General features: G+C 62.1%; 16 protein-coding genes. 2 read left to right on the forward strand and 14 right to left on the reverse strand.

Annotated elements, in window-relative coordinates; genetic code table 11:
* Positions 1-3: 3 nt before the first annotated feature.
* The 9 genes from ABD819_RS13185 to ABD819_RS13225 form a co-directional block, all read right to left on the reverse strand.
* Entirely contained in the window at positions 4-936 is a 933-nt protein-coding gene (locus ABD819_RS13185) for a DUF4138 domain-containing protein (protein WP_345125086.1), read from the reverse strand.
* Between the two features lie 22 nt (positions 937-958).
* Complete coding sequence (locus ABD819_RS13190; protein WP_345125088.1) at positions 959-1693, reverse strand: conjugal transfer protein TraK; 735 nt, start codon at positions 1691-1693, stop codon at positions 959-961.
* Positions 1694-1795: 102 nt separating this feature from the next.
* Complete coding sequence (locus ABD819_RS13195) at positions 1796-2434, reverse strand: hypothetical protein (RefSeq protein WP_345125089.1); 639 nt, start codon at positions 2432-2434, stop codon at positions 1796-1798.
* A gap of 20 nt (positions 2435-2454) precedes the next feature.
* Entirely contained in the window at positions 2455-3609 is a 1155-nt protein-coding gene (locus tag ABD819_RS13200) for a hypothetical protein (protein WP_345125090.1), read from the reverse strand.
* Complete coding sequence (locus tag ABD819_RS13205; RefSeq protein ID WP_345125091.1) at positions 3606-6221, reverse strand: VirB4 family type IV secretion system protein; 2616 nt, start codon at positions 6219-6221, stop codon at positions 3606-3608. Before ABD819_RS13205 ends, ABD819_RS13200 begins: the two co-directional genes overlap by 4 nt.
* Positions 6190-6471, reverse strand: coding sequence for a hypothetical protein (locus ABD819_RS13210; RefSeq protein WP_345125092.1), 282 nt, complete (start codon positions 6469-6471; stop codon positions 6190-6192). The genes ABD819_RS13205 and ABD819_RS13210 overlap by 32 nt, the downstream gene beginning before the upstream one ends.
* Before the next feature lie 54 nt (positions 6472-6525).
* Positions 6526-6903, reverse strand: coding sequence for a hypothetical protein (locus tag ABD819_RS13215; RefSeq protein ID WP_345125093.1), 378 nt, complete (start codon positions 6901-6903; stop codon positions 6526-6528).
* Positions 6904-6973: 70 nt separating this feature from the next.
* The gene (locus ABD819_RS13220) at positions 6974-7099 is read right to left on the reverse strand and encodes a hypothetical protein (RefSeq protein ID WP_345125095.1); all 126 of its coding nucleotides are present in this window, start codon (positions 7097-7099) and stop codon (positions 6974-6976) included.
* Positions 7100-7138: 39 nt separating this feature from the next.
* Positions 7139-7846: a hypothetical protein gene (locus tag ABD819_RS13225; RefSeq protein ID WP_345125096.1), complete on the reverse strand. Its 708-nt coding sequence runs from the start codon at positions 7844-7846 to the stop codon at positions 7139-7141.
* 267 nt (positions 7847-8113) lie between these two features.
* Between ABD819_RS13225 and ABD819_RS13230 the strand changes: the two genes are divergently transcribed.
* Positions 8114-8518 carry a hypothetical protein gene (locus ABD819_RS13230; protein ID WP_345125098.1) on the forward strand — a complete coding sequence of 135 codons (405 nt, stop codon included), beginning with the start codon at positions 8114-8116 and terminating at the stop codon, positions 8516-8518.
* A gap of 102 nt (positions 8519-8620) precedes the next feature.
* On the forward strand, positions 8621-11218 hold the full coding sequence (locus ABD819_RS13235) for a toprim domain-containing protein (protein WP_345125099.1): 2598 nt from the start codon (positions 8621-8623) through the stop codon (positions 11216-11218).
* A gap of 207 nt (positions 11219-11425) precedes the next feature.
* Here ABD819_RS13235 and ABD819_RS13240 read toward each other — a convergent pair whose 3' ends face one another.
* The 5 genes from ABD819_RS13240 to ABD819_RS13260 form a co-directional block, all read right to left on the reverse strand.
* A complete protein-coding gene (locus ABD819_RS13240; protein ID WP_345125101.1) occupies positions 11426-14596 on the reverse strand; it encodes a CehA/McbA family metallohydrolase in 3171 nt (1056 codons plus the stop codon).
* A gap of 702 nt (positions 14597-15298) precedes the next feature.
* Positions 15299-15532, reverse strand: coding sequence for a GDCCVxC domain-containing (seleno)protein (locus ABD819_RS13245; protein ID WP_345125102.1), 234 nt, complete (start codon positions 15530-15532; stop codon positions 15299-15301).
* Between the two features lie 11 nt (positions 15533-15543).
* Positions 15544-16896: a dihydrolipoyl dehydrogenase family protein gene (locus ABD819_RS13250; protein WP_345125103.1), complete on the reverse strand. Its 1353-nt coding sequence runs from the start codon at positions 16894-16896 to the stop codon at positions 15544-15546.
* On the reverse strand, positions 16896-17522 hold the full coding sequence (gene merTP / locus ABD819_RS13255) for a mercuric transport protein MerTP (protein WP_345125104.1): 627 nt from the start codon (positions 17520-17522) through the stop codon (positions 16896-16898). The genes ABD819_RS13250 and merTP overlap by 1 nt, the downstream gene beginning before the upstream one ends.
* Complete coding sequence (locus tag ABD819_RS13260) at positions 17519-17896, reverse strand: ArsR/SmtB family transcription factor (RefSeq protein ID WP_345125105.1); 378 nt, start codon at positions 17894-17896, stop codon at positions 17519-17521. Before ABD819_RS13260 ends, merTP begins: the two co-directional genes overlap by 4 nt.
* Between the last annotated feature and the right edge of the window lie 658 nt (positions 17897-18554).

Raw genomic sequence — 18554 nt, forward strand, 5'->3', positions numbered from 1 at the left:
CAGTTAAATGGTAGAGGCCCGATTGATTACCCGCGAGGGCACCGGCAGCACCAGCACCCGTGCCCCGTTCAGCTCCCGTAGCGTGACCTCCAGGTAGCCCCGGTCGGTCGCCGCGTAGAGCGGGATGGCATAGGTCAGGTAGCCCGTGGTGCGCCCGGTTACGATTTGATTAGGTGAGCCCCCCGAGGGGGCCAGCGGCCGGCGCGCCTCGTTCTTTTTCTTGGAAAGAAACTTCTTTTGGGCGTTTTCAACCAATTGGAAGTCGGTGAAATCGACGTTATAATCAATGGCCGAGTGGTTGATAACCTTAAACCGGAGGTAGGTAAAATCCTTGTCGTTGCGGACGTTGGCCAGGGAGAGGACCAAATCATTATCGACCACGGCCACCGCCTGGTGCTCCTCCCGCGTCTTGCGGAGCTTATTGAGCTTGCCCTCAACCGCGTTTTTCTTTTCCCGCTCTTTATCCAGCGCCAGCTCATTTTCCGGAGCCGAACCCGAGGCCGAGCCGTTGCCGCCCATTGTCATGCCCAGGGCCCCATCTTTCTGAAAGTCGTAGAGCTGAAGTACGGGCCGGTCCACGTACACGAGCCTCCCCATCCAATACTTGCTCCCAAAGCGGATAAGCATGGGCGTAGGGGGCGCGGACTTGCGCCGGGCGCGCACGAAGACAGCGTTAGCCTCAATCTTGACCATGTAGTTATTGGCCATGCCCACATCGACCAGCGACACCGGGCCGCTGAACACGAGGTAGGTCGTGGAGCTATCCGATACGGCCACGTCCAGCAGCGTAGCAGAAGCGCGAACCGCCGACGAGGCCGGCCGCTGCATCGCGGCCGTGGATTGCCGCGACGGGGTAGTTTGGGCCGACGTGGCCGAGGCCAGCAGCAGGGGCAGGCTCAAAGCCAGCAGGGTTTTAGCGAACATAGAAGTAGCCATGACGAAAAAGGAATGACAAGGATTAGCGACGGGCAGGAGCCGGAGCAGCCGGGGTTACCGGCCGGGTTGGGGCCAGTAGCGGGGCTGCTTCTTCGGCAGCCGGGGCCGCAGTACCCGCGCCGCGCTGCGCTTCCTGGAGCGCCCGTTGCCGGTCGGCTTCCTGTTCTTTCAGGGCTTGCACTTCCTCCCGTGACACTTCCGGGTTGTAGGGGATGTAGTCAAAGTTGGTAATCAGCATCCCGTAGGGGTTGGCGTCCGAGCGGTTGGTTTCGGACAGGTTGAACTTGGCCCCCAGCGGCAGCGGCTCCTTTTGTTCACCCCCAATGAAAATCCGCTGCTTGATGTACACCCGGCCCGACCAGGGGCGATGATTCATGTCGATAGTCACGCTATCCACGGTTACGACGTTGCGGGCCGCGTACCGCTCATAGTTTTGCAGTACCTGACCGCGGGTAAACCCGTCGTAGATGCGCCGGCCCCCGCGACCTTCGATAAGCGGCAGGGCCGCATCCAGGTTGGCCTTGTAGGTGTACTGGTCGTGGCCGAACATGGTGAGCATGAAGTTCCGCACCAGGTTGCGCGCCTCGTAGGCGGTATGCGTTTCGGTCGTGGGCGCGGAGAGGGCGGCCACCGAGCCCGTTTGACCCACGACGTACACGCGCCGGCCGCTGTTCTCATAGGCCCGGTACACGAGGAAACCCGCCGCCAGGGCGACGAGCAGCAGGGCCGCGACGCTCCCCATTGCAAGGTTTCGCATGGTGGAGAAGGAGGTACTTAGATTTTTGGCAGAGTCCATTTTCTTAACTGGTTAAGGAAAAACTGGTCGATTGAAAGGCCGGGATTTTCTTCCCAACCGCCCCTATTTGGTGAGGGGCAGATACACTTGTTTATTTTGGTAGGGGTACAGGACGAGCCGTTGCGGGTTGTTCTTGTCGAAGTAGGCGTAGAGTGCCCCTTGCACGGTCACGGGCTCCCCAGGGCGAACCGCCACGGTCTTATGTCCCAGGCTCAATTCGGAGATGTAGAAGCCCAAAAGCGAATCTTTGGGCGTCTGAACCCCCATCAACCCCTGCTTGGGCTTGCTGGTGACGTAGCCCGTGGGCTTCCAGCGCAACACCGCCTCAAAGGGGATTTTGTAGCCCGGCGCTACTTTGGGATAGCCGGCCTTTACCCCAATGCGCGCCATCGGCGGGAGCCCAATGGTCATCGGTTGCAGGTTCTGGCCCTTGACCGAAACCAGCTCCAAATACCCTTCTTCGGGCAATAGCAGCGCGACCCCGGCGCGCACATCGACGGCGGACGCCGGCAGCGGGGCCGGCAGCACAACCGCGGCTTTTTGGGCAGCCAGGCGGGCTTGTTCAGCCGGGCTTTCGGCCACGGCTTCGGCGTGGGCTTCCAGCGCGTCTACCAGGGCAGCACTTGCTTTCTCCTGCTTCGATTGACAGGAAGTAGCCAGGCCCAGCGCCACCAGGGCGAGGGAGCAGGTTGTATGTTTCATAGGAAAGGAATTGGAGTAGGTTAGGCAGTCCAGAGGCCCGAGGCCCGTTGCCGGTAGGAAGGGTTCAGCGCGTCCGACATAGTAATGGAAGGCAGGCCGGCCGAGGCGGAGCTACCGCCGCCCCCGGAGCTGCTGCCGCCCCCGCCCCCACCGCCGCCGGCCGAGCTGCTACCGCCGCCCCCGCCGCCAGTGTCACCGCCGCCGCCGCCGCTGCCACCACCAGAGCTACCGCCGCCCATAGCGCGGCCGATGGCCCCGGAAACGCCGTGTCCGCCGCCCGCCGCCCCCGCCGCGACGCCGGCCCCCGCCGCCGCCGCCGAGGCCGCCATGCCGACCACCGAGCCGACGAAGCCCTGAGCCGCCGAGGAGCCGATGATGAGCGAGGTGAGGTAGGGCACCATGAGGTAAAGCATGATGAAAGCCACCGATACAATCAGCTGCTTGGTATCCGTTTCTGCCGACGTGGGGCTTAGGGGGCCGGAGAAAACCCCGCCGAACGTGGTATTCGTGGCCGTGTAGAAGGTGTAGAGCAAGTCCAGCAGCGCAAACGACAGGCCCCACAGTTGCACGGCCAGGAAGTTTTGCAGCCATTTCATCGCGAGCTGGCCGAACGCCGGCACCACCGAGAGGCAAATGGAAATCGGCCCGCAGACAAACAGGAAGCCCAGGATGAACTGCTGAATGAACTGCATGATTTGGCGAATCAGCAAGACCACCTCCCCGGTAATGAGTTGCAGCAGAATGTTGGTCAGGCTGAACGAGGTAATGGTTTTCAGCAGGTTGCTTATCTCATCCGTGGCTTGTTCGACGACTGTTTTTTGGGACAGGGTTTCGCCCGCGCTGATGGTCGCGCCCATCATGGAAGCCGCCGTAGAGCCATTGGGAAGCGCAAAGAGCCGGGTGAAATTGGCCACGCCCGAGCTGAGCGTATCAATCAGCTCCTTATAGAAAAAGAGCAGGAAGAATATCCAGACCGCCTTGATAATCGGCCCCCAGTCCATTGCCAGGCCGTTGCCGCTGATAAAGCCCCGCCCGATGGTGTAGAGCAAGGCTATCAGCATAAACGTGGGCGTGATGAAGCGGCAGGCGCGCAGCACGATTTGCAGCGTCTGGTCGCAGGCAGTCAGAAACCCCGGGTCCGCCCCGTAGGCGACCATTAGATAGCAGCTGCTCATTTGGCCAGAACGCCCTTGCGGGCCTGTTTATCTTCGACAAACTGGTCTACCGCGTAGTCCAGGCGCTGAACCTTGACCTCCTCAAATACCGTGTTGCCCTCCTCGTCCAGCTTCAAGCGGCCGGCCTTATCCAGCACGGGCTTTCGGTTGGTCTGCTGGTAGAACTTCACCAGCTTATTGAGGTAGTTGCGCTCGACGGGCTTAGAAGTCAGAATAGCATCCAGTTGAGGAGAAGCTTCTACTCCAAAGATTTTGCCCTTCGCGCCCTGCTTAATGAAGATTTCGCGCAGGGAATCCGTGGAACGAACCGACTTAATCAGGTCCATTTCGTGCCCCGTCAAACCGAGCGGGGGTTGCAGCTGGGCCAGTGAATCCGGGTTAATGTGCCGCAGGATGATTTTCGTAGCCGAGTTGTTGATGATGGCCGGCCCAATCTTGCTGCTGGTAATCTCGGTGATGCCCTGCGTGATGATGGTCACCGAGCCATTGGTTTTCCGAATGGTGCGGTACATGGATTCGATAAATTCCGACAGCACGCCGCTTAGCATCGTCCAGGCTTCATCGAGGGCGATATACTTGGTCGCATCCGGGAACTTGCGGAACAGGTCCAGCGACAGCTCAGTAATGAGCATGGCCACCACCGGGTACAAATCCGGGTCGGCCTGCACCTTGGCCAGGTCGAAGCAGATGAGGCGGTACTCGCTCAAGTCCACGTCGCGCTGCGCGTTGAGGACCTTCTCGTAGCGGCCCCCCGTCACGTATTGCCCCAGCACCAGGAAAAACTGGTGCATGTCAATGTATTTCAGGTTCTTCTGGTATTGCCGGCGTGCCCCGTCCTTGGGGTCCGGGGTGATGCCGTCGCCGGCTGCCACCACCACCTTTTGCATGTCCTCGTCGTAGCGTTCCACGAAGCGGTAGAAGCTCTCCATACCGGGAAACTCCTCGTCCTTCTGGCCCAGCTTATCATCCTCGTTGAGATACACGTAGTATTCAATCAGAAAGCGGCTTAGGATGGTACGCTCCGACTTGTCCAGGCCCGTATCCTTGCCGCCCTTCCAGAGCGCCGCCAACAGCGCCAGATGGAAGTTGGTTTTTTCGTCGCCGTAAATCCATTTGTTGGCACTGTCACGGGGTACCACGAACGGGTTGAACTCAATCGGGCGGGCCGGGTCATACTCGAAGTAGGTGTTGTCGAAATCATCCCCGTTGAGGGATTGCAGCACGTTGCGGTAGGTGCCGCCCACGTCCATAATGATTTGCCGCGCCCCCTTCTCGAAGCGTTGTACAATCAGGTTGCCGAAGGTGTAGGACTTGCCCGAGCCCGAAGGCCCGATAACAATCGCGTTCTGGTTATCCAGCGCGGTATTGAATAGGTTTACCTGGACCAGGTTGCGAAAGCGGTCCGTCAGGAACTCCCCCACCGGGTCGGTTTTGTAGGTCGCGGTCCAGTGGGCGTAGCACGCGCCCCGGTCGGCCGAGCAGGTCAGCCAGCGGTCCGGCACCTGGTAGCCGTTACCCGGCAGCAGGCCGAAGAACACCGGCAGGGCCAGGTAGCTTTCGACCACGCTTTCCGTGCCGAACATATAGCGAAAGGCCGCCGTGGCCTTCTCGATGTTTTCCCGCCGGCTGTTATCGTTCGTATCCCACAGCATTACCGACAGGTGCAGGCCCACGATTTGCTTGTTTTCGGCCCGGACTTCGGCGGTAAACTCCTCGACTTCCGCCGCCCGCAACGCGTTATCCTGCGTCGATAGGAATGAGAGGGAGCCGTTTAGCTTGCGGTCCGTGTCCAGGCTGCTTAGCTCGGCGCGGGTGTCCTGAATGAGCATGGCTTGCGTCAGGACGTGGGGGCACTGCAAAACGTGGGTGAGCGGGTAGAGCATGGGCGCGGTCACGCCGTAGCTGTTCTTTACCGCCGTGTGGGCTTCGCTGCCCTGGCCCACCATCGAGAGGATATTCACCTTGTGCTCCCCGACGCTCAGCGAGCCCATGTCATTCCCGATTTCGCGCTCCTGCCGGGTAGGCTGACCGTCGAAATTCAGGTTGAAGTATTGGAGGTAGAGTTGGTGAATTTGAAGGCTGGTCATGCGCTCGAACGTCACGCCGCCCATGTTCTTGATGCCTTGCACAAATTCTACGGCGCTGGTTTCGGCCACCTCCAGGGTTTGCACGAGCTGCGCGAAGGGATTCTTAATAATGGATTCCCCGGCCCGCGACACCAGCGCGTTTACCGCGTTGGTCCGGGTGGCTTTCACCGCCACCGGGGCGAAGGAGATAAACAGGTAGGACTTCTGGAACAGCACCAGCCGCTCGAAAAAGTGCTTGTTCATCTTGCCCTCGAAGTAGGTCTGTTGGGTTTTATCTTCCCGATAAGGCCGGTCGTAGTAGATGTCGGTTTTCTGAACGACGGTGCCCACCGGCAGCGGGCGCATGACGCCCACGAGCGAGGTTTGGAAGGTGTCGTAATCCTCGACAGTCCAGCTCTCCATTTCGGCCGGCTCGACCAGGAAGCCAATGGCTACCCGGCCATCCTTGAAAACAACCTTGTTCTCCTCAAAGGAATGCACCGGCATTACCGCGTCAAACGCGGTTGTTTTTGGTTTTTTTGCCATCAGTAGGAGTTGGTAAAGGCCCCACGGCCAGGCGGCGGGGCTGAATGAAGGTGTAGGAGAGCCACCCCATCAGGAAGCCGGGCGCTTGCGTCCTGGTGAGGTAGCGCAAGCCCAGGATGAGGCCGATTTCCATCACTATGACGATGAGATAGACCAGGCGCGGAATCTTTACCGCCATGCCTAAAAAGCCGAGCAGCAGCACGGAACCGATGAACAAGCCAACCAAAATGCCCAGGTCCTGGAGGTTCATCCCCAGGACCTGAGCCGGTCGCTCTATTGATTTATAGGAGCGCATGGGTCAACCTTATTCAAGTCCACCACCCGAGCTGCCGTTCACGGCCGATACCAGGTCGTCTTTGAAAAGCTGGAAGCCGAACCACAGGAGAACGCCGCCCACGAGCCAGCCGAGGCTACCCAGCGCATCCGGGGCACCCTGCACGAACTTCATTACAACCCGAATCAGCCCGATAATCAGGATGATGGCGAAAATGACCTGCACGATACCAATTACCTTCTCCTTTACCTGCACAAGCGCCGCTTCGGCACTTTGGGCCTGCGCCGCGCCAGTGGACAGGGCCAGCACCGTCAGTAGGGCGTAACCGCGCTGCTCCAATTTCGAGGGTTGGTAGGCTTGACCGGCAACCACCAGGTTAGCAGCCAAGTTGAGGGGATTCTTGAACATAAAAAAGGATGGAAAGGGGTTTTGGACGGGGTGCTTATCTCCCAAAAAAAGCGGGTTTAAACCGAAATGATTAGGATTTGCGAACCCTGGCGAACGTGAGCTGACCGACCCGAAAAAGGCCGATGAGCAGCATCCCTCCGAACAGAAATTCAGCCATGAGGACCGCCGCCGCTTGTACTTGCACGAGTGTTGACATCGGAAAAAGGGGTGAAAGGTGAAATGCAGGAAGACCCTATCAAAGCGGGGCGTTGGTTTCGGTAATCAGCGCAGTGAGGGCCGCTTTCTGGCCATCGGTGCCGGCCTGAAATGCCGCCCGTTTGCGCTTGCGGAGTTCCGCCGCCGCTTGCCGGTTAGCCGCGTCGTTTTTCGTGCGCGTCGCTTCGGTCAGGGCATTATCATAAATGGCTTGCGACACCTTCTCATCATCCAGTGGCACACTCGCTGCCACGGGTTGCGAAGCAGCCACGGCCGCAGGTGCAGGAGCCGGCACATCGTTGCCCACTAGCGCCAGTACATCAAAAGCGCCGGGGGCGTGACGGGAGGAAGCCAGCAGCGGTGCTGATTCTGGCGCTTCTGGTTCAGCAGCCGGGGCCTGCTCATCGGCCGCCGGGAATGCCACTCGGGTTTCTTCCCGCTCGGCAGCTTGGGCCGCTTCGACGCGGGCCGCTTCATCGGCAATTTCTTGTTCTTCCTTGGCGCGGAAATCCTCTTCCGGCATGAGCTGCGAGAGCGGATTATCCGGGGTCAGCGCTGGTGCCGCTGTCGCCGGCTCCCGCACCGGAATCACCGGGGCCGGGCCATAGTGAAAAGACCAAACTGATTTGTGGTTGCTCTTCGCTATCAGGTCCACTTTCTTAGCTCTGCTCTTGATGCGCTTCCAGGCTATCCCGGAGAGCACTCCCAGTAGAAAGAGCGCTAGAATAATGAACAGGGCCATTTTCATTTCCGCCAGCTTACGGCATATGTTCTGTTAAAGTTCTGAAAAGTCTCTTATAAGATTCTTTGAAACTTCTCAAATATTTCTACGTTAGCAGCGCTTAACCGGTTTAGGGGTTGATTTCCCCTTAATTTCTGACCCGGCTCGGGGTATGATTGTGTTTTTTGCGGTTAGGTATTTGCAGCGATTGGCTGCAATTCGTGTCTTTGTGGTTTATCCTTCTTTTCCAATCCACTCACGCACACGTTCACCCTTACAAAACCCGCTTGCCGCATGGTACCATCTCCTAATATTTCGGCCCCGTTGGGCTTCCCTGACCTAAAGCTTTCCGTTCCCTATGCCGATGTTTTACGCTACGCCCAGTTTCGATTATTAATGCAGGCCAAAGGGGAGCTGAAATCGTTTTGCGACCAGCACGAGCTTCCCTACACCAGCATCGTTGGCCTGAAAAACAACTCCCTCAAACGCGAAGAGCCCCGCCTGCTGCAACGGCTACTCCGCAGCCTTGCCGTCGCCACTGAGCTAATCAGGATTCCGCCCACTAGCGTGACCCCACGCTTTCTGTTTCCCAACCTGGAGGCGCTGACCACTTTCAAAGCGCAGCTTAAATGCTTTGACAGCGGCACCCCTACCCTACCCGATTCCGAGCCCGACGCATCGGAATCCCCTGCCCCATAACCACGACCGGATAGTTTTCCTGGTAGCAAAGCGGTTCCGCCCACCGCCTCGCTTTCCGCCCGGAGCTACTGGTCATTTAAGACCACCCGTAAGCCTCCCGCGATGAATGCCCCTACCCGAGAAAACGACCCCACCGAGCTTGACCGATTCAAGCGTGACATTGACCTTGTAGACTACGCCTCGCGCACCGGCTACGAAGTGACCAGGGAAGGCCGTAACGGGCACTGGCACCAACTAGAAAAAGACGGGGAAAAGCTCATCGTTACCCGCAAGGATGACCATCAGGTGTACCTGAACGTGGGCGACGACCGCGACAAGGGCAGCGTTATTGACTTCGCCAAGACCCGAGGGGGCGACGGTTCGGGTCTGAATCTCGGCCAGGTGCGCCAGGAGCTGCGCGAGTACCTGAACGACGGACCGGCTCCGGTTCGCCAGTACGCCCAAGCGCCCGACGTTTCCCGGCTCAATGCCCTGCCCGTGGGCGACCCCGGACACGAGCGCCAGCAGGAGGAGGACCGCAAAACCCGCCTCATTACCGAAGTGCTGGGCGTCAGGGGTGAGCTGACCGACCGCAGCTACTTGCACGGGCGCGGCATCGACGATACTACCATCGACAGCCCGGCTTTTCAGGGCCGCATCTTTACGGCCCAGCAGAACGAGCACAAAAACACGGCCTTTCCGCTCTATAACGAGCAGGGGTTGGCCAGCGTTGAGCAGAAGAACGAGCACTATAAAAACTTGCTTCCCCTGCCGAAAAACGGCATTTGGGTATCGCACCCCACGGAGGGAAAAGAAACGCCGGTAGCGCGGATAGTCGTATCCGAATCGGCCGTGGATTCCCTTTCCCATTACCAGCTCAAACACGAGAAGGACGCCAAAAACACGCTTTACATTGCCACCAGCGGCACCCCCACGGAAGCGCAGGTAGCCTTGATTCAACGGGTAATCGACAAGCAGGAGCCCAAAGAAATCGTGCTGGCCAATGACCGCGACGCCGGAGGGCGGCAGTTCAACATGAATTACATGAATGAATTGCACCCCGCCCGCCCAATGGTGCCCGTAGCCGACCAGGAAGCCTATAAAGAGGCCAGCCGGCCGGTGGAGTGGCACGCAACCAGCGACAAGTACCACACAGGCCTAAAAGTGAGCTACCACCACGACAGCGCCGAAAACGGCGCAGCCCAGGTGCAGCAGCTCACGGACCGGGTAGCGAAAATGAACGGCACCGGGGAATCCGGGCCGACCATTGAGGTAGAGGTGCAGCGCAGCACCGAGCGGGAAACCGTCCTTCGCTTGTCGGTGGCCAGGGCCGACACCGCGCAGCTCGAAGTAATCAGCCAGGAGCTTTACCGCCAGCGGGAGCAGCTTCGGCCCGAGCAGGAGCGCGGCCAGGAAACCTTTATCCGCGTCGATTATCCGATAGCCAAAGATTGGAACCGGGACCTGGAGCTAACCGCCCAGGGCATGAGCGCCGAGCAAATCCGCGCCCAAGCCGTGCTCGATGAGCAGCAGCGCGCCGCCGAGCGGGAGCAGCGCCGGCAGCAGGAGGAGCAGCAGAAGCGCGACGAGCAGGAAACCCGCCGCCAGAACGACGAGGCCCAGAAACAGCGGGAGCGGGACAATACCCCGGAGGCGCAGAAAGAGCGCCGGGAGGAGGACCAGCGGCTTAATCAGGCCGTGGTGGGCGCGGCCGTGGCCGACACCGGCAGCCCCGACGACGGGCGGCAATTCCGCTCCTACCGCAGTGAGCAGGAAGCGGCCGAGCACACCGCGCAGTTTGTCCATGCCAAAGATGCCGGCCTGGTGCTGCTAAAGGAGTACATCAACGACAACCCCGCCCCTACCGGCCGCAAAGTCGATGAAGCCGAGCAGGAGGAGCTTCGCAGCCGAGCCCGCTATGCCGAGCCCGCCGCCGCCATCACCTTGCCCACCGGCCCGCCCGCCGAGGAGAAAACCGCGACGTGGAAGATTGACGAGGTAGCCGCCAACACCACCGGCCGCGCCGAGGCGTGGAAGGAAATCCTGAATAATTCCGGCTACTCGATGCAGACGAGTGAAGTTCGGAGCACCGTCGATGAGCAGGGCATCCGACGGGCCGAGTTCGACATGAAGTACCGGAACGACCAGCCGGATATTGCCATCATTCACGCCATCCTTACCAACACCAACGCCCGCGCCGAAGCCGGCAATGAAAAATATGCCGGCGTTAGTATAGCCGAAAGTGAGTCGGACCGCGCCGCTCGTCAGGCCGCAGCGGAGGCCGCCGCCATCCAGCCCCACAACCGGGACCGCAGCCAGGACGTTGCCGAGAAGCCCGCCCCTTCCGAAAAGGAAGCCGCCAGCATCAGTGCCCAGGGTAGCGAAAAGCAGGTTGTCATCAAGGTAGACGAGCCGGCCACCACGGTGGGCGAACGGGGCCAGGCCGAGGCCGTGAAAGCCGCCATCACCGGCAGCGGAGCCAAAGCCGGCGACATTCAGAGCACCACCGATGAGCAGGGCATCAGGCACTCGGAAATGAAGGTATCGTACCGCACCGACCAGCCCGAGCTTGCCAAAATCAGCCAAACGCTCGACGCCGTGGCCAACCAGAAAGGCAGCCAGGTTATTGAGCACAGCAGCGACCGGGCCGAACGGAAAGACATTGGCCGGGGCCAGGAAATAAGCCTCAATCGGACCCGCACCGCCGAAATCACCCGGTAGCCGGGCGCTTCGCGCCCGCCCACCGCGCCGAAGACGGCGTTACCCATGCCTGTTTCAAAAAGCCGCCCCGGATTCCGGGGCGGCTTTTTTAGTGGATAGCGGGGGCCAGACAACTTTGGCCCTGGTTAAAAATTTGGTACACATGTTACATAACGGCCTTCTTACAGCAGCGGCAGCAGCGATTGGGGGTATGGCCAGCACCGACAGTTACGGCTCCCTCGACCAGCGGCTCGTCCACGTCTGACTCCCATCGGTAACCGTCACCAGGTACACCCCGCTGGGCAATTCCGGTGCCAGCGGCAACGGGGCCACGGCCTGATAAGCCGCCGGCACCAGGTGCTGGGTGAGCAGGGTACGTCCCAGCAGGTCGCGCACCGTCACCGTCACGGGCCGCCCCGCCAGGCCCCGCAGGGCCACCTGCACCGGCCCGTGGCCCACGGTTGGGTTGGGAAATACGCTCACCTGCGCCGCTTCCTGGCGGGCGGGCGACAGCGTCACCACGGGGCTGAAAGTGGTGGTACCGTCGGTGTCCACCTGGCGCAGGCGGTAGTAGGTCCCGCCCGTCAGCGGCTGCGGGTCGGCCAGCTGGTAGGCCCGGGCCTGGGTGCTGCGGCCGGCTGCCGCCACCCGGCCGGTTTCGGCGAACGCCCGCCCGTCGGCGCTGCGCTCCACGGCAAAGTAGGCGCTATGCTCCTCGCTGGCCGTGGTCCAGCGCAGCACGGCGTCGTGGGCGTTGTGCAGCACGGCCTGGAAGGTGGTGAGCGTTACCGGCAGCGGCGCGACCTGCGCGTTGTCACGGGTGTAGCGAATCGGGGCAGTCCAGATTTTGTTGCCGTCGGTCTGCGTCACCACGGCGTAGTAGTAGTACGTGGCCAGGTTCGGAATGGGGTCGGTGTAGGTGAGCGTGGCGCTGCCGGTGGTGGACGTCACCTGGGTGGCCGCCGTGCCGCTGCCGGGAATGCCCGCGAACAAGGCAATGGAGGCCACCGCGTCGTTGGCATCAGGGTCAGTCACGGCCACGGTGAGCGTGGGGGCGCCGGCCTGGGTCAGCACGCTGCCCATGGGCCGGGTGCCCACCTGCAGGGTCACTTCCACGTTGTAGTCATCGGACGCGGAGAAGCGGCGCTGCTGCAGGGCATCGAGCAGGGCGGCCTTGGTCAGGGCCGGGGCCTGCAGCACCAGGCGGGCGTACGAGGAGCGCCCGAACACCGAGTAGTGGGTGTCCTGGTCCATGGTCGGGCCCACGTGGTAGCCCTGGCGCAGCGCGTCTTTGTAGCGGGCCTCGAAATTCGAGGCGCTCGGGTCGCTGTAGTCGGTGGCCGTTGAGAAGGCCGGGCCCGAGCGCATGGCCGACCCCACCAGGGCCTGGGCCGTGGTGGCGTTGAGCGGGGAGTTGAGCAGGTTGTTGTAGTCGGCGCTTTGCGGGTGGGCCAGGTAGGCCACGGCGCCGGGCTGCTGGGCCACGGTGGCAAACAGGGCGGTGTAGTCGCCCTTGGCCACGAATACATCGTAGTTGCCCGCTTCCCAGCCGATGAGCCGGTCGTAGCCGTAGACAATCACGTGGCCGCCCCCCGAGATGGTACCCCATTCCATGCCGTAGAGGGCCACGAAAGTACCGTCCTGGTTGGACTGGGTGGCTTGGGCCACGCCCTGGGCGTAGTTGGGCAGCGACATGCCCGCTTGGGCGTGGTTATGCTCGCTGATACCCAGGAAGTCAAACTGCTGGGCCAGTCGCCCCAGGGCGTAGTCGTCGGCCGGGGTCGACGCCCCCGACGTGGCCGCGTCCTTGTTGCCGTCGCTGTAGCCCGAGTGGGCGTGCAGGTTGCCCCGGTAGAACCGGTAGGTCGTGCTGGCCGGTGGCGCGGCTACGACGACCGACGCGGTGGCGGGGGTCGCCCGCCGGTAGCTGGCCGCGCAGGCGCTGCCCGTGCCTTCGTACACGGCCGCGTGGTACGTCTGCCCCACACTCAGGCCCGAGACGGTGACGCTGCTGCCCGTGCCGCTGTACACCACGTACTCGTCGGTGCTCAGCGCCGTACCGGCCCCGTAGCGGGCACTGGCGGCGTAGTCCAGGCCATCGGCCGGCGTGGCCGCCACCGCCTGGGCGGGGCGCACCACCACCACCCGGCGGGTGCCGTCGCCGGCGGTCCAGCCAAACGTCAGCGTGCCGCTGGTAGGGCCGGCCGCGGCCGTGCCCTGGCTCGCCGGCACTGTGGGCGGCGCGGCGGGCTGGCAGGCCGGCGTGGCAAACGAGCCCGTGAGCGGGCCGGCCTGCCGGTAGTTGGCGGCGCAGCCCGTGCCGTTGCTCTCATAGGTGGCGTAGAAATACGTGGTCGAGGGCTGCAGGCCCGTCAGCGACGCGCTGGGTCCGGGCCCGTTGAGCACCACGTACTCGCCCGCCGCCACGGTCGTGCCGGCCCCCACGTCCGGGTTGGCGGCGTAAGCCGTGCCATCGACGGGGGCAAAGCCGGGGGCTGCCCCGGCGCGCAACACCACCAGCCGGGCCGTCCCGTCGCCGCCCACCAGGCTCAGGCGGGCCGACGAGGCGGTGAGCTGGTCCACTACGGGCCCGCTGGGCGAGGTGCCGGGCTCCGGCCCGACCGCGCAGGCCGCGGGAATGTAAATATTGTCGAACACGGCGTTTTCGGCGGCCGTCGTGGCGTGGTTCCACAAGCAGCCCAGGTAGGGCAGAGGGGTGCCCGTGTAGGTGGCGTCCACGCCCGTGCCCAGGGTGGTAAAGGCGGTGGTGGCCAGGCCGGGGTCCTCGAACGCCGCCGTGTTGGGGCTCGCTTCCAGGGTCCAGCTGTTGTCGTCGGGGAAGTACGACACGCGCAGGGTCAGGTAGGCCGTGCCGTAGTCGGTGGTGGTGGAAAAAACGTCGACCAACGCGGCGCTGCTGGTCAGCCCCCCGCTGAAGCGCACCAGGCGGATGGGGTCGGTCGCGCCGGTATTGCCCACCACGACGGCGTACCCGCTGGTGCCCGCGCTGGCCAGGCCGGGGGCGCTGGCCGCCAGCACGAAGGCGTTGCCGTAGTTGCTGGCCCCGAACCCCGAGGGGTCGGGGCGCGACTGGCGGGTGTTCCAGGCCCAGGTGAGCCGGGTGCGGTTGCTGCTCAGCACCGGGTTGTAGCGGGCCGAGAGGTCGCGCACCACGAAGTCGCGGCCGGCGGTGCCGCTGCTGAGCCGGAGCTGGTTGCTGGTGATGCTGGCGCTGCCCGTCCCACCGGTTTCGGTTTCGGTCCAGCCATTGCCCACCGTGGCGTTGTTGGCTCGGTTGAAATCATCCAGCAGTACCACGCCCTGGGCGCGGGCCGCCAGCGTCGCAAAGCCCGTCAGCAGCGTGAGCGCCGTTCGCAATAGGGTAAAGTTCTTAAGCACAAGCAAGTAAAATAGTAAAAGAGCTACGAAGGTAATAGTTGCATATTACCAAGGTGTTGCACTCACCGTTACTTATCCATCAATGCTTGCTTAAAGGCTAATTATAATGTAATAAGCGCAATTTAATCGCAAATTAAAAAGAATATTGCAGAGCTTAGTGAACCAATTTAAAATATAAATCCCGCTTTTAATATGATTAATACTATAACTTGTGGTAGTAGCTAAGGTGAATGGACGCCTGATTAATCGACGGTCCACTCAAACCTAACCGAGCGGACCACCCGGCCCGCTCGGTTCATTTCCACCCTACTGCCCCTCAAAGTGCGGCCGGTCCTTATACCCCGGCCAGTCGTTGGGGACCCCTCCGGGGTAAATGCACCCGCGCACCGGCCGCCTTCACCAGCAGTCCCGACCATGCCACCACCCATCGGCCAGCCACGCCGTACCTGCGCCTCTACCACCTGATAGATGCGCGATGGGAAGTGGGATAACCAATGCATCACGCGCTAAAGTTCGGCCAGGTTTGCGCTAAAAAACAGGCCTGCCAGCGCCCTTGGCCACCTATTGCCAATAGATTACGATTGAATTACCGTTGGTTCGGAGCCATTTTGTTGGTCAGTAGCCGGAATACCTTTGTGCCGAAGAGGAGAATAAGCCCCGCACGGTCTGGGTAGGTCGGGCGGGCACTACTTGGACAGGGGCTTAGCCGCAGCAGCTGCCGGGGCCTTGCGCCTGAATGGGCGGGCAGGGCACTGAGCCGTAGGAACAGTAGACGCAGCAGTCGCCGGCCAGCGGCTTGAGCACCGTGTGGCAGTTCGTACACTCGTAGAACCACTGGCAGGCGTCGGTGGGCATCTGTTCGGCTTGCGCGTGCTGACAGACCGGGCAGGTCAGGATGGACGTAAGGAGGGGGGCTTTCGGTTCGGCGGGGAGCATGAGCAGGGGAATTAGAGCATGTAGACAATATCGGACGCGCTGGTGGGGTAGGCAAAGACCAGCTTTTGCAGCTCGCGGGCCGGCAGCTTGGCGTGCATGGCCACGGCGAACAGGTTAATTACTTCGTCCGCGTTGGGGCCGAGCAGGTGCGCGCCGAGCACCTGACCGGTGCCCTCTTCCACGAGCACCTTGTAGGCCGAGACGGGTTCGCGCAAGCGCCGGGCGGTGAACCAGTCGGTGGTGACCTCGCTTTTGGCGGTGAATTTCAGCCCTTGCCGGGTCGCCTCGGCTTCGCTCAGGCCCACGGCGGCCAGCGGTGGGTGACTAAAGACTGTCGTGGGCACCACGCCATACGCGACCGGCGTGTGATTGCCTTTGAGCAGGTTGCTGGCCGCCACGAAGGCGGCTTTGGCCGCTACCGGCGTCAGGGGCAGGCCGGAGGCTGCCGCGTCGCCCACGGCGTACACGTCGGGGTGGGTGGTGCTTTGCAAAAATTCGTTGACGGTTACGCCCGCCGGGCCATGCGCGACGCCGGCCCGGTCCAGGTCCAGCGCGGCCAGGGCCGGTTCGCGGCCCGCCGCGTGCACGGCCATCGCCGCCGCGTAGTCCACGGCGTGCCCGCCCGATTCGGCCCGTAGCCGCAAGCGCCCGTCCGGCTGCTGCGCGATGCCGGTCACGGCCGTGTTCAACACCACGTCAATCCCGGTCTCGCGGGAGGCCGCCACCAGGTGCGCCACCAGGTCCGCGTCGAAGTGCTCCAGGGGCCGCGCCCCCCGGTGCAGAATGCGGACGGCAACCCCGCAGCGGGCCACCAGGTGGGCGAACTCGAAGGCAATGTAGCCGCCCCCAATCAGCGTCAGGTCGGCCGGTAGTTCCGCCAGTTCCAAAAAGGCCGTGCTGTCCAGCAGCAATTCTTCCCCCGGAATGCCGAGCGGCCGGGGCCGCGCCCCCGCCGCGATGATGAACTGCTTCGCCCGCAGTTCATCATCGCCCACTTGTACCGTGTGGGAACCGGTGAAACGGGCCAGGCCGTGGTACGTGGCGATGCCGGCCCGTTGCAAGCTGGCTTCGCGGGCGGCGGGCACTTTGCCGGTGAAGCTGTTCTTGAAACGCATCAGGTCGGCCCAGGCTATTGTTGCGGCCGTGTCCAGGCCGTGACCGAGCAGTTGCTGGGAGCGGGCCACCGTTTCGGCCGCGCCGATGAGCACCTTTTTGGGGTCGCAGCCGCGCAGGGCGCAGGTGCCGCCGAAGGGCAGCACGTCCACGATGGCCACGCGCTTGCCGGCCTTGGCGCACTTGTGCGCGGCCGTGGTGCCCCCTTCGCCCGTTCCGATAACGAGCACGTCAAATTCGGTCGTTTCCATTAGCGGGGCGCGTTCGCGGGGAGAATGTGGTAGCCGGTGCCGTTGATGGCTTGCGCGACCTGCGCGGCGGGGCTTTTGGCCGCGTCAAAGCGGACCTGCGCGGTGCCCTGGTCATAGGAGACGGTCACGGCCTGCACGCCCGGTAGCTGCTGCACCGCGTGTTCGATGTGCTTCGCGCAGGCTTCGCAGGTCATGCCCCCAATGCGGTAATTGGCGGTTTGCCATACCGGCGCGGCCTCGTTGATGGTCACCAGCGCCGTTCTGGTCGTGGTGGGGTATAATTTGGCCCCGTAGTAGGGGAAAGCCAACAGCAGCGCTGCCAGCACCGTGACGACCCCTAGAAAGCCCTTGGAGTGCAGAAACGAGGGCTTGGCGTCCACCGCGCAGCCGCAGTCATCGGCCGGTCGGGGCCTGAGCTTCTGGTACCAGGCGAAACCCAGCACGCTCACGGTCAGCACAATCAAATAGGGCCGGAAGGGTTCGAGCCAGGCGAATGACGAGGCCACGCCGCCCAGCCCGCCGACCACGGCCAGCAACGGGGTGATGCAGCAGAGTGAAGCGGCCAGCGCGGCCAGCAAGCCCGCGCCCACCAGGGGCTTATTGGTGGAAGCAGGAGACTGATTCATTGGACGGGTTGGAAAGTAGGCGCGGCCGATAAGCCGGCCAGCAGCGGTTGCAGGATGGGCAAATGCGGTTGGCTAAGGGCATAAAACACCGTCTGGCCGACCTTGTGGGCGTGCAGCACGCCCCCGTCTTTGAGCTTGCGTAAATGCTGTGAGACGGCGGAAACAGTCATTTGCAGCACGTCGGCGATGTCGCACACGCAAAGCTGCTGTTCATCGGCCAGCAGAAACAGGATTTTCAGGCGCACCTCGTTGCCGGCCAGGGCCAGCACCGCCGCCAGCGACTGAAGGGCCGGCTCGACGTGCGCCAGGCGCGTTTGGCAGTGCTGAATGTGGTCGGTGTCGGCAAACACCCGGATACACGCGGTCTCTTTCATGCAAGAAGTTTTAGCAAAAGCAGCATTCACTTAATTAAGCAAATGCTAAAATAAAAGGTTCTCCCTTGTACGTTCATTTTTCGCCGATTGAGTTTTGGCCCGGGCTTCTGGCTAGCTCCAATGGGGATGTAACATCCGTACCAAGCTTTAACCAAGGCCAACTTTATCTCCCTACCGCCCCTTTTTAGTGGTTTGCAGCTTTTCAGGGCTATTTTCAGAAGCAGCAGCCGTGCTGGTAAGTAGCAATTAATAGGTTTTGTAAGCCCGTTTTCGAGGAGTTGGGCGTGTCCCTTCGGGCCAGGCTATCCAGGGCTACGGCTTCGCCTCCGGTCCTACGGACTAAACCCTTCCTATCCTTCACGCGACCGCCCCGGCCCACGCCGCCCGGTATCCGGCCTGCTGCCTTTGCTCCCGTTGGGCGCGCCGGCTGCAGGCCGGATACCGCGCCGCGCCGGCCCCCACCCTATTCAGCAAAAGGGGGCTGCGGACCAACTGGCCCAAAAGCCAGTCCATCCGCAGGCGCAAGAGCAACGATTGGGGCGGTAGGGGAAAAAGGCGGCAAAATGAGGTAAAGGGAGGGTAAACAATATGCTTAAAATACGTAAAAAGATTGTATAAAATGCAACTTATTAGGGCCGTTATACGTTTAACAAGTATA

It is taken from the genome of Hymenobacter antarcticus (assembly GCF_039539545.1).
In the GTDB taxonomy this organism is placed as follows: Bacteria; Bacteroidota; Bacteroidia; order Cytophagales; family Hymenobacteraceae; genus Hymenobacter; species Hymenobacter antarcticus.